This is a genomic window from Acidithrix ferrooxidans (assembly GCF_000949295.1).
GTDB lineage: Bacteria > Actinomycetota > Acidimicrobiia > Acidimicrobiales > Acidimicrobiaceae > Acidithrix > Acidithrix ferrooxidans.
The window spans coordinates 13972-26923 of the sequence record NZ_JXYS01000023.1; the positions used below are offsets into that span (position 1 = coordinate 13972).

Genomic DNA, 12952 nt, shown 5'->3' on the forward strand with positions numbered 1-12952 from the left:
TCATAATTACTCTTGACACAAGATTCAGATCTTGTACTTCTCTTTGCGTTTCTGAAATGCCTCTTCTCCGCCGTCAAGAATTTCGCAGGCGTGCTCGCGAATGCCGTATCGACCGAGAGTTGTCTTGCTCTTCTCATTCTTTGGTTGGCTATGTTCAAGTGAACCAGTGAGGTACTCGAACGTTCGAGCGTCCCTGTTGGGGCGGTCAGCCCCATTACGGTTCGCCACTATCACCTCTTCGGAGTCAGCACCAATCACCAGGTTCGCGTTGTGACTTACCATGATGATCTGTCGCTCACGCTTCCGCTCAACGAGGTAGGGCACGACCGTGTTGTAGATCGACCGACTATCGAGATCGTCCTCAGGCTGATCGATCAGAAGTGGCCACGGCTCCTGCGACTCATTGAGGAGTAGAGTCAATGCGAAGAGGGCCTGTTTACCTGGAGTCATCGATGATCGACCGAAGCCGCCAATCTTGTCTTCATCGAGTTCTGCTGTAAAGCGAACTTCAGGAGCGGTCGCGAGAACGTTCACAACCGTATCGACGACGGCGTATCCCTTATTGAGCTTTTGCGTGCCGGAGCGAATCGCGGCTAGGAACGATCCAGGATCATCCTGCGCCTTCACGTAGTCAAGTGGCTGCCCAACTTTCTGCACGTAATCAGTGATCTCATTCTTGTTGAACGCTAGTGACAGAGACGTTACTGTATCAGGATCGACTTGAGCTTCCACTCCGAACACGAGGTCTTCCAGAACGCGTCGTTCCTTGGTGAAAGTAGACTTAAGTTGAACGAATGCTTCGCTTCGGGTATTTAAGCTCTTCGCTATCTTCGCCGCCTCATCAGATTGCGCCTTCTCCTTCTTGGTGCGGCTTGACTCTTTCTTGTCAATCTCCCCGAGCGCCTTGACTTGCTTTTTGTGAGCTTCGCTGAGCTTTTCGAGCTCAGCGTTAGCCGTGTGCTTCGCGATAAGCTCAGCGTTATCCCTGGTGATCCGCTCGATTTCGGAATTAAGCTTTGTCAGCACACCGAGCGTAGTAATGAGCGCCTCTGTTAGCTCTTTTTCGACACTCGCATTGAGGGCATCCTTTGATCGCCGACGCTGGTATTCTACCTTAGCGGCAACTACATCTGGCAATTGATCGCCTGACGGTTCCACTCTGACTGAGACCACGACTGAACCTGGCATCACGCTAGCTTCGTCATCGCCTGTCTTCACGGTATATTGAGAGAGCAGACGAACCTCCTCGTCAATTTCAGTCAGGCGAGTATGCCTTTCGTCGAGCTCTCCCGCTATGATTAGATATGAAGCGATCTCTTCGTCAGAAAGCTCTGATTCCTTCTTGATCTGGTCAATCTTCGCCTGAAGGTTGTCGCGTTCAGTCATAATCGCGTTCTTATCGCCAAGGTCGCGAATCGAGGCGCTCAACCCGTCCACGGCAGCTGCTAATTCGAACCACATAACAATGCCGGCACGGATGTCGACGTTTGCGGCCCGGACTTTTGTCAGAGCCTGATCATAGTCTGTCTTGAAGTTCGGGTAGTGACGAAATAGTGACGGCACGATCTTCTGCGTGACCTTGTCGGGGTGTTCGCTGATCACATAAAGTGAGTTCTGCGGTATGTAAATAACCTTACCGCTCGTCACTTCGGCCGACCCCCACTCGACTGAGCACACGACATCACTAACGTCTACCCAGCTCTTTCCAGCGGCCGGACCCACCATGTTGCGATCACCATTCGACACATCTATCTGCTGTTGAATCGTGTCTTCAGGATCAACAGCGTGAGCAATGAAGGCAAGCAATGCCGATTTACCAGATGATCGACTACCGATAATGGAGTTGAGATTTCGGTTGAAGACAATCTCCGTCGGGAAGTCTGCAGTGTTAGAGAACTTCACTCGCGAGATGTATTTGTATGGTTCCTTAAAATCAGGCTCGTTCGTTTGCATAACAACCCGTTGCGCCGGTTCGATGAGGGTCTGTAAAAGACCCTCATAAGTTAGATCTGCCTTAATCCAGGTAATATTCTGCCGCTGTCCTTCGGCATCGCTCTGCTTTCCCAATCCGCTTCGAAGAGTGTCGAAACTGTGGGCATCACAACCACCAAATACAGGCTTAGGAGTAACTTGTTCGTCCGATTCGAGCCGATCAGTGCTGAGAAAATAATCCCTAGATGCAGGTCCAGCAAAGAACGCGTGCGACATCTTGTCAGTCTCATCGCTGAGATTGTTCTTGCGCTTCTTGCTGCCCTTACTTTTATTTCCGGGACGAATGCCGTCTCCTTTGGCCGAAGTGACAATTAACACGTTGTCTTGGAAAATCGCACGCTCTCCGAATGTTTGCTTGATCGCGTGCTCGATACTCGCTCGAGAAACTGTTGCACTCTCAAATTCATTCGCGCTCTTGAGTTCGGCGCAGAAGACGGGCTTCTTCGCCTTCCCAACCGTTGTCTCCGTCTGCAGCGCCATCAGAAACTTGCGTGCATCTGACGCACTAAGATCGGGTCGGAAGAGTAGGTGAATATTTACCGACTGCCCAGCATCATTGAGTACCTCAGGCAGACGGAGCTCCAAGTTCGGGAAGAAAGCCTTGTCAATAAAGCCCGGATAAAAGGACTCGTAATGCTTCTTGAACTCGAAAAAACTGTCAAGCGAGAAGTAGTCTGTGATGCCCACTCCAGCAACATCTGAATCATGAATGACCTCGCAGAACTGCTTCCAGTCAAGATCTTTGTCCGACTTGGTGTACGCATCGCCCGACTTCGTACCCGGCGTGTGGACATGCAGATCCCACTTGCGCCACTCTGATCCGCGCGGAAAGTCCATTAACTATGCCCCTCGTCCACGTCGTCGAACTCATCTCTTCCTGATGCCACTAAGGGCACCTGTAGTGCAGGGGCGAACGACGATCGCGAAGGCGGGTCGAAATCCTCTTCGGCGGAAGCGACACGTGCTTCGATCCGCGCCAATGCGTCCTCCAATTGACATTTGACACCAGGATCATCGAATACTCTCAGGTACGCGGAAACAGTGTCACGAGCAAACTGGTAGCGTTCGGCGGGGCTCACTTCACTGTCGTATCCATCAGCCGACGAGTCGATGAAATCGTCGAGATCCGGTAGGCACTCCTCCTGGAAACGCACGAGTAACGCACCACTCTCCAACTCGGAGAATAACCCAACGACTCCAACATCCAACCAGGAGTTATCAAAATCCTCTATCGCAAGTCGCTCTAGCAATTCCACTGCCTGTAGCCGTAAGTGCTCTGGAAGAACTCCGGCTCGATGTAGACGTGCTAGGAGAAGCGGACGCCAAGAGACGCCCATAAATCCAGCGAAGTTAAGCAGTGTCTTCAAATCTCCGACATGGTCACCGACCCATAGTCGGAGGAAGTCGTCGGAACAACGACGACCGAGAAATTCAGCAAGAGGCGAATACCAGTTATCGGTATCGAGCGTATCGGTCAAACAAACGCGGGCTGACACCTTCGTATAAAGCGAGGCAGGAACAACCACGAGCAATCCTTGCTCTCCACCACCGCAATCGATCTGTCGGAGCATCTCATCGTTGGTCAGTCCGTCTAGAAGAATCTCCACCGCATTGGGATCGTCGGCGATCATAGATGCAAATCCCTCTCGAATGGTGGGATGTTGAAAGCGCCACAGCTGGTTTCCATCATCCGTAGACGACAAGGCCAAGAACGTCCCTCGCAGATGCTGAAAGGCGGTCAACACCTCCTGCTCGGTAGACCCCATTCTTGCCACGGCATGCAAGGCAGTTTCAGACAGATTAACTGGAACAGGAAGTCCATCTCCGGCCAGGTAGACGCATGCGAGTGCGGCGCGATCCTGGTCGGCAAGTTGAAACAACACATCCTTGAGGAACTGTGCCGGATGATCAAAGAAGTCCATCAACTTCCGGTTGTCTGTGATTGAAGTCGTGAAGCGAGTTTGACTCAGACGGCGAGCAAGTTCTGGCTGAAAGCGCTCGGAGACTGCTAGGTCAGGAAGGTTTGATCGCCAACGACGTAGTCTCTCACCGGGCTGATTTCCAGCCTTCAGATGGCTATAGAGTATTTGCCGCTTCTCGGAGTTCGTAAGTTGTGCAACATCTACGACAACCGCTTGCTCGTGTAACAATGGGTACACATACTCCTTCAGGTGCACTCTGGCTTGTCGATATATGTAGTCGCGGCTCGTGAGGATAATCTTGGCGCCGCCTTTCACGGCGGTCATTACTTGGTCCATACGCCGGGACCACTGGTCAGTCAATTGCGAATCATGCCGAATTGCACCAAACGCATCATCCACCCAAAATAGCTGGTCAGGTTCGCGTGGATTCCATGCAGCAATGAGTTCTTCCGCTGAGTCAACCCTTCGTACTCCACAACGCCATACGTCCAGTGCTACAACCGATAAGGTCGCTGCTATCGTCGACTTCCCTGCTGCGGGCGCTCCGAGCAACAATGTAAAGCCGTGCCCAGCCAGGGCGTCGGCGGCTTGCCGATAAGAAGCTGTTGGAACGAAGGTTGCAACGTCGTCGCCCAGCCGCGACAACAGTGCAATAGCCTGCTGCAACCGCCGATTATCTAGAATTTGACCTAGATCACCCAGGCCATAAACCCGAGGGACGTATCGGCGAAGGCCTGCCTCTTTGCTGATCTGTTGACAAATCCAGTGACCGTCGAACACTTCGACGGCATTGATTCCCCTCGCTCGTAGTTCCTCTTGGATCCATCCCTCGGTCTTGCCGGTGACTCGCAAATTCGTCATAAGTATGTAAGCATCACATAACCCGCGCTCATGAAGGCTGGCGGCTTTCTCGAGTTCCTCTGCAAGCGCACTGGGAGTCAGCGTTTCTCGGCCGGACGCACTGAATTTGCACTGCATGACAGTCGCGGCTGCTGGGGCAGCTCTGCTCGCTGCTCCCACCTCGGTCCCGAATGTCGTGGTCCAATTCCCGTAGAAGGCGCCATCACGACCGCCATCGTTACTGTCGGCAAATGTTTTAAATGTCGCGCCGAGGACAGTTTGGAGTATAACCGCGCTCAGATCCTGGAAGGCACGCCATCCAAGCTTGTGTAAGTCATAGGACAGCGACTCTGTCATGCAACCGCCCCCACGCGGTTGATAATCTCGCTAAGGACTTGAGGTACGATCCCCTTAGATTCCAGTGTCACCGTGCGGTATGCAGCCTGGTTTTTATTCAGAGACATGACCACTTCATTCTCCAATTCCTCATACGCGGCTATCCACTCGGGCCAGTTAGTCTCCAGGAATCCCTCGAGATGGTCGGATAACACCGCAACGGTGTTAGTCACCTGTTCCCCTGGAAAGTCAACTTCCGGAAGCACGAAATACTTGAGCAAGTTCCGGTTGCCTGTGATATGAGTCGCTCTCTCCGCGTCTATCTTCTCTTGTGATTTATTGATCGCATGGGCACGTGCCTCAAATCCGGAATCTCCATCGAATAGGGAATAAGTGGGAATTCCGAGCGATGTGAGGATCGCATGGGCAAGCGGCAGATTGGCCTTGCCCCCAACAGCCACGATCGAAGTCCCTAGTGCCTCCAACGCTCCAACGGCCTCACGATCACCAATGCCATAGAAGACCGCAACTTCGGTCAGCCCTTCCACTAATAGCACTCTGGTGGCAAAAAGTGCGACTGAGAGCTGGTTCGAGATTGTCCCGTCAAGTTGCCGATCAACCGTCGTTGGCTTCACGATGGTCGCCAACGCAGCCTTTACCTGCTTAAGAGACGATGAATGAACTGTGACTACTGGGTGTTCTCCAACTGTCCGAGTAAGTCGACGCACCTGTGCAAATTGCCGAGCCTCTACAAAATATGGACTATGTGTGGCGTAGCAGACTTGAATACGCTTGGTGTCGTCTTCGGCCAAAGAACGAAGGACTTTGGCGAAGGCTTGCGCCTGGATTGGATGCTGGAAGAGTTCTGGCTCCTCAATTGCAAGACAGATGACACCGTCGCTCGAAGCCGCTCCGGACTGCGCGAGTAGCTGAAGTGCAGAGATGAGGAGCGTCCTTTGAAAGCCATGCCCCTGGCGTTCGACCGCAGTACTGGTTACACCGTCGAGTACAAACACGTCGAATGTAGTCCTTGGTGCCTTTAGCTCGACATTTGAAGGAGTAATCGAGACTGAGCGCCCCGGGGCATAGCTACTAACAACATCATTCAAGCTAGCCGTCATAGCCTCGAGCTGTCCTTTGAACTTCTCGTCGTAAACCTTCTGTTGCGCGAGCTGGCTTTCTTTAACGATCTTGCCGATCTCTTCGTCGGCGGCGGCTCGATCAATGGATCGCTCGAGAATCTTGCCTATGATACTCGCCTTGACGTCCTGAGATTCCTCGCTTGCTCTCATATCGGCCGTGACTAGTACAAAGTCGAATAGGCCGCTCATCTTCCCGCCACTGTTGAAGCCGAAGAAATTGGTTTGCAAGCTTTCGGGCACATCCTCAAGCCTGTCAGTGTTGGACGCTTCCCACGTGGTTAGCGCCGAGTCAATCGTCGGCCCGGTGGATGCAGAGGGGAGCTCGAGTCCCGGCTGAGCCGTTCGAAGGGCGGCATAATGTTCCTTCTTTGCCGTAACCGTCGCTGCCGCTTTGATTTCGTTGAACACCGTATAGCCCTTTGCGTTCGCAGACAAGTACTCATCGCCCTCAGGAGTGCGGCGTTTCCACGCCGTAAAAGTATCGACTCCGTCAGGCGCATACTTACCAAGCTCGGCGCGATCAGCGTCGCTCAAATTCCCAAAGGTAACTTGTACTTCGATGTCTTCATCCACTGCTCCAAAGGAGCAGTCCTCCTCGGTGAGATCTCCATTCTTGCTTCCGTTGAAGAACCAGTTGAGCGCACGCAATACCGTGGACTTGCCGGTGCCATTGGGTCCAATGAAAGTAGTGACGACGTCGAACTCAATCGAAACGTCTTTCAAAGTCCGAAAATTCTTAATTCGAACATATCGAATTTTCACAGGACGCTCTCCTCGTTCGACGCAAACATCTCTGCCTGCTCAAGCACCAGTTCCACAGCCTTCTCTGACCGATCCGGCGGATAGTCGTACTTAGCGAGCAGTCGTCGAATCTTGGCTCTCATCGCTGCACGTACCGATTCCTTCAGGTTCCAATCGATGGTGGTACTGGTCCGAACTGCCTGGACAAGTTCAGCCGCAATCTTCTTGAGTGTCTCATCACCAAGCTCAAGGACTGCTGAGTCATTCTGGAGAATCGCGTCGTAGAGAGCTGCTTCTGGGATAGTCAGTCCCAGCTCTTTGTGACGCTTACCTTGATCTCGCATATCCTTGGCAAGCTTGACTAACTCAGCGATTATTTCCGCTGTAGTCAAGGACCGGTTCGTGTATCGGTTGATCGCCTCCTCAAGCTGCTCGGAGAACTTTCTTGCCTGGACAATGTTGGTTCGCTGGATGGTTCTGATCTGGTCGTTGATAAGCCGCTTTAGCAGTCCCATCTGAAGATTGGGCTTGTCCTTGCTGGCGAGAGACTCAAGAAACTCATTCGAAAGAATCGAAAGGTCGGGGGTCTCGATACCAGCGAGCTTGTAAATGTCTACTACTTCATCGGCAGCGATGGCCTCATTGACAAGTTGACCAATAGCGGTGTCAATCTCAACGGTGCCTGAGCCACCCTGTCCCGAATCAGGGTTCTGGATCTTTATAATCGCTGCCCGCACGTCAACAAAGAGACGAATATCGTCTCGGAGAGCCACGGCTTCGTCTCTGGCGCCGCAGAGCGCGTACGCCTTGGCCAGCGCTAGCACCTGATCGAGATACCGCTCGGTTCGATCGGGGTCTGCCATTACAAAGTCGAGCACCTTGGCGTGTTGTGATAGTCGGTCGGCAGAGGAGAGATTTGGGGAAGAATCGAAAATGCATCCGTGGAGAAGAGACAAGATAACGTCGTGCTTCTCCTCCATAACGGCAACAATCTCGTCGATCGGCACACCAGCTTGATCCCGATCGCTCGGCGAGTACTCGGCCAGGGCATCTTGGAGATTGGTAGCGATGCCGATATAGTCGACGATCAAGCCACCCGGTTTATCGAGGAAGGTGCGGTTGACTCTGGCGATAGCCTGCATAAGACCAGCGCCCTGCATTGGCTTGTCGACATACATCGTATGCATCGAAGGTGAGTCGAATCCGGTTAGCCACATATCCCTGACAATCACGAGTTCCAGTGGATCCTCTGGATTCTTTGCTCTTGCCTTCAGCTCCTTGCGGACGTCTTTAGAGTAGATATGAGGTTGGAATTCTGCTGGGTCAGCAGCTGAGCCGGTCATGACGACCTTGATCTTGCCTTGAGTCGGATCGTCGCTATGCCATTCAGGACGTAGGGCGACGATCTTGGCATACAGCTCAACGGCGATGCGCCGTGACATGGCAACAATCATGCCTTTGCCAAATAGTGCAGATCTACGCTTCTCCCAGTGATCGACGATATCCCGAGCTATAAGGTCGAGCCGGGCATCAGCTCCGACGATCGCTTCAAGACGAGCCCAACGGGACTTGGCCTTGTTAGCTGCTGACTCCTCCACAGTCTCGGTGATCTCATCGGCGAGAGCATCCAAGGTGGCATAGTCAGCGGCATCAAGAGCGACCTTGACAAGGCGGGACTCATAGAAAATACGGACGGTCGCACCATCTTCAACGGCTCGAGTCAGATCGTAGACATCGATGTACTCACCGAACACTGCACGAGTTGACTTATCGTTGGATTCGATAGGTGTGCCAGTAAAACCGAGGAACGTGGCGTTTGGCAGAGCATCACGCATGTGTTTAGCTAAACCCGATTTGAGGGTACCGTCGGGGTTCAGTGAGGCAGAAAAGCCATAGTGGGAGCGATGAGCCTCATCAGCAACTACGACGACATTTCGACGATTGGTCAAGATGGGATTGGAATCACCACCTTCTTCTGGGGCGAACTTCTGCAGGGTGGTAAAGACGATTCCACCCGAGGCTCGACGGAGCATTTCTCGAAGGCTGGGGCGAGAGTCAGCCTGGACCGGTCGCTCGGGGAGAATCTCAGCAGGTGCAAAGACTTCGCCAAAGAGCTGATCATCTAGATCGTTGCGATCAGTAATAAAGACCAAGGTGGGATTGCCCATACGAGGATCCTGCATAATCTTGGCGGCATAAAACAGCATTTCGATGGACTTACCAGAACCCTGAGTGTGCCAAACAACGCCTCCCCGGCGATCTCCGTTAGGGCCAGAGGCTTCAATGGTGGATTCAACCGCAGCATTAACAGCCCAGTACTGGTGATACTTGGCCACTCGCTTGACGAGACCCTTGGACTCGTCACTGAAGAGCACGAAATTCTGGATGATATCCAGAAAGCGTTTTTGGTCAAAGACTCCCTTGATGAGTACCTCAAGAGCCGGACGCTCGGTGATAACCTCCCGGCCGTCGATAGTCTTCCATGGAGCATAATGCTCGAACCCGCCCGAGAATGAGCTCATCGATGCACTGATCCCGTCGGAGATGACGGTAACGGAGTTGTGCAGAAAGATTGCAGGGATTTGATTCCGATAGGTCTGGATCTGGTTCCAAGCACCCCTGAGGGTGGCATTTTCGTCAGCAAGATTCTTGAGTTCCAGTAGGCCAATCGGTAGACCATTGATAAACACCACGATGTCGGGACGACGGTTCTTGTGATTCTCGATTACGGTGAATTGGTTCACCACCAGCCAATCGTTGTTATCTGGATGATCGAAATCGATGAGCTTGAGCTGCTCGGTACGAACCATACCGTCTTTGCCACGATGCTCTACCGGCACACCTCTGGTGAGCAGTTGGTGAACACGGGCATTCTCTGATAGTTCGTTCTGTGACTCAGCACGCTCGAGTCGCTTGATGGCATCGTGAATAAGAGCATCGTCAAACTGAGAGTTGATTCGCTCCGCAGCCCTGAGGAGACGGTCCTGGAGTACCACCTCCCGATAATCGCTACGTTCGGGTCTCTCTCCGTCGGGAGCAATACGAGGCCCCCACTCCGTCTGATAACCAAGCTGGCGAAAGTACTCCAGTGCGGCATCTTCGACAGTTCCCTCGTTGAGCTTGCTCATACAACAGCCTCGACGACTTCTTGAGCTTCGGGAACGCGAATATGACCGGAGAGGAGTTCAGGGAGGAGGGCGTCCCGGAGTATCGAGAGCGAGCTATTTTCGTGGTCTGCTGCGATTGCACGATTTACAATCGGCATTGATTCTTGCGTCCAATTTACAAGCGAACCATCGTTAGCAAAGTCGACTTGCTGTGCTAGCACCGCATGCCTGTTCAATCCTGGTACCGCGGAATCCGAATTCATAGCTGATAGGTCAAGGCTCTTCAACGCAAAAAAACTTGCCAAAAGAGAAACAGCGGTGTCCGGTCGAACATAGAACGTAGTATCGATTGGATAGCAAGGCCCTGCCGACCAATGGACGGTACCAATACTCCCCTTGCGACCAACGATTACAGCTGGACCACGAATCAAACTGTTGCTGTGGTATCCTGTGATTCCACTACTCCCGTAGACCGGAACGGTGCCCGAATGCCTATCGGTAGCGGGGAGTGCCTTGCCGTACTCCAAAGACATTATGTCTCCTAGTGTGCGAGCCTCAGCACTGGATGTAATCGCTCCGTACTTACATTCGACCAGCGCCCACGCCTGACTGACTATCCGCCTATTCGACTCAATCTTGTCATCCAACGCTCCGAGCGTGGCCGCGATACCTCGCTGCTCGATAAGATTCGGTACAGTAACCGGAATTTTTTCTAGATCGCCTTGCCTCAAGTATGGGAGTGCACTGCCCTCAGCCCATTTACTGAGTCCTAAAGTGGCCAATAGATAGTACAAGAATCTCGGGTCTACCATTTCCAGACAGGCTATAGCTGCCATCATGTTGTTGTCGATCAGAGTCGGTCGTGTGATGATTCTTAACCGTTCCGATTTTAGCGCCTCCCCTATCTTTGCAAACACAATCGAATTGGCTGGTATGAGCTTCGCTCGAAGGTGCACAATGACCTTGCCTGAAACCCAATTATTGGCACCCAGTATCCACATATGATTCTCTGGCAGGTTCATGTCGCTGACTTTTATAAATGGTATGGAGCCACTCCGCGAGCCTTGGTCGACGCGTGGAAATGCGCCTCCAGCTTGGAAGTTGCACAACCGCCCCAGCATCACGCTTCTCCAACTCACAGGATCAGCCCTCCAAGCCGCTCCCGAATGACTTCCTCTAGTCGGCGTCCTTCCTTGAACTCAGCAAACAGCTCCCCTTGAAGCCGTGCAATCTTCTCATCGATCGGCTCATCGTCGATCTCTGCGTCAGCAGCACCTACGTAACGTCCTGGAGTTAGAACAAAGTCATGTTTGGCGATCTCCTCTAGGTTGGCAGATTTGACAAAACCGGGTACATCTTCGTAAGGAACCTCAGGATCACGACTTCGCCAAGCGTGATAGACGCCCGCGATCTTTGATATGTCTCCCTCCGACAGCACTCGTAGACGGCGGCTCTCCATTGTTCCAAACTTTCGAGCATCGATAAACAACACCTCGCCTGTGCGCTTGCGATGCCCATTACCGTGACGGTTCTTCGAAACGAACCACAGGCTCACTGGAATACCAGTTCCAAAAAAGAGCTTGTCCGGCATCGAGATGATGCAGTCAACTAAATCCGCCTCGACCAGCTTGCGACGTATCTCTCCTTCGCCACTGGTCTTGGATGACAGCGAACCGTTGGCGAGCACAAAACCCGCCGTACCGTTGGGTGCCAGATGATAGACGAAGTGTTGAACCCAAGCGAAGTTCGCATTGCCTTCTGACGGAGTGCCGTACTTCCAACGAGGATCATCGGACAACTTGGCGTTCCACCACTTGGAATCATTGAATGGTGGATTGGCGATTACAAAGTCAGCCCGCAGATCAGGATGTAGATCCTGAGTAAACGAGTCAGCGGAACGATCACCAAGATCAGCTTCGATCCCTCGGAGTGCCAAGTTCATCTTGGCAAGCTTCCAAGTGGCATCGGTGAATTCTTGACCATAGACAGAGATGTCGGTGCGTCGACCGCCGTGAGCTTTGACGAACTCGGATGACTGAACGAACATACCACCCGATCCACAGGCAGGATCGTAAACCCGACCCTTGTAGGGCTCGATCATCTCAACTAGCACACGAACAATGGAACGCGGCGTAAAAAACGATCCAGCATCCTTGCCGGTCTCCTTGCCAGCAAACTGACCAAGGAAGTACTCATAGACCCGACCCAGGATGTCATCACTACCGTGGTCATCGGATTCTGTAAAACCGATTGATCCAATCAGGTCAACAAGTTGGCCCAGGCGGCCCTTGTCAAGACCCTCTCGACCGTAGTTACGAGGAAGAACGCCACGGATGATCGGATTCTCTTTCTCAATGAGATCCATTGCTCGATCGATAACCTGGCCGATGTCAGGAAGCTTCGCTTTCGATTGGAGGTACTGCCAACGAGCATCTTCAGGAACCCAAAAGACGTTGTGGCTGGTGTACTCATCTCTAGATTCCAGGAGATGTCCCCTCGTTTCAGCATTGGGAATGTAATCGCTGGATGATGGGTCGGAGAATGAGGCTTCTAAGTGTTGGTGTCGGGCTTCGAAACGATCCGAGATGTACTTTAGGAAGACGAGTCCAAGGACCACATGCTTGTACTCAGATGGCTCCTGGTTGCCTCGAAGCGCATCAGCTGCCTCCCAAAGCCGAGCTTCGAGTGTCTTTTGTGGTTTCTGTTTCGTCGTCCTCGCCATTACTGCAATTCTCCCATGGACACAAACGTGTCAATTCTATTCATCCAAAAATGCCTGCATTATCCTACACAATGACTGTGACAGTTATTATTTAAGAACATGCATACGTTCAAATTAGGATAATTATACGTATGTAATTATACCACAAAT

Annotated in this window: 6 protein-coding genes; all 6 read right to left on the bottom strand. The window is 52.4% G+C overall.

What is annotated here, in order from left to right:
* Window positions 1–24: 24 nt before the first annotated feature.
* The 6 genes from AXFE_RS04430 to AXFE_RS04455 are packed head-to-tail and all read right to left on the bottom strand — an operon-like array spanning window position 25 to window position 12802.
* Entirely contained in the window at window positions 25–2829 is a 2805-nt protein-coding gene (locus tag AXFE_RS04430) for a TrlF family AAA-like ATPase (RefSeq protein WP_052604677.1), read from the bottom strand.
* The gene (locus tag AXFE_RS04435) at window positions 2829–5111 is read right to left on the bottom strand and encodes an nSTAND3 domain-containing NTPase (RefSeq protein WP_052604678.1); all 2283 of its coding nucleotides are present in this window, start codon (window positions 5109–5111) and stop codon (window positions 2829–2831) included. Before AXFE_RS04435 ends, AXFE_RS04430 begins: the two co-directional genes overlap by 1 nt.
* Window positions 5108–6994, bottom strand: a complete 1887-nt coding sequence (locus tag AXFE_RS04440; protein WP_052604679.1) for an ATP-dependent nuclease — start codon at window positions 6992–6994, stop codon at window positions 5108–5110. The genes AXFE_RS04435 and AXFE_RS04440 overlap by 4 nt, the downstream gene beginning before the upstream one ends.
* Window positions 6991–10101 (bottom strand): type I restriction endonuclease subunit R, encoded by a 3111-nt coding sequence (locus AXFE_RS04445; RefSeq protein WP_052604680.1) that lies wholly within the window; start codon window positions 10099–10101, stop codon window positions 6991–6993. Before AXFE_RS04445 ends, AXFE_RS04440 begins: the two co-directional genes overlap by 4 nt.
* Window positions 10098–11219, bottom strand: a complete 1122-nt coding sequence (locus AXFE_RS04450; RefSeq protein WP_152625861.1) for a restriction endonuclease subunit S — start codon at window positions 11217–11219, stop codon at window positions 10098–10100. The genes AXFE_RS04445 and AXFE_RS04450 overlap by 4 nt, the downstream gene beginning before the upstream one ends.
* Window positions 11216–12802 (bottom strand): class I SAM-dependent DNA methyltransferase, encoded by a 1587-nt coding sequence (locus AXFE_RS04455; RefSeq protein WP_052604682.1) that lies wholly within the window; start codon window positions 12800–12802, stop codon window positions 11216–11218. Before AXFE_RS04455 ends, AXFE_RS04450 begins: the two co-directional genes overlap by 4 nt.
* Window positions 12803–12952 lie beyond the last annotated feature (150 nt).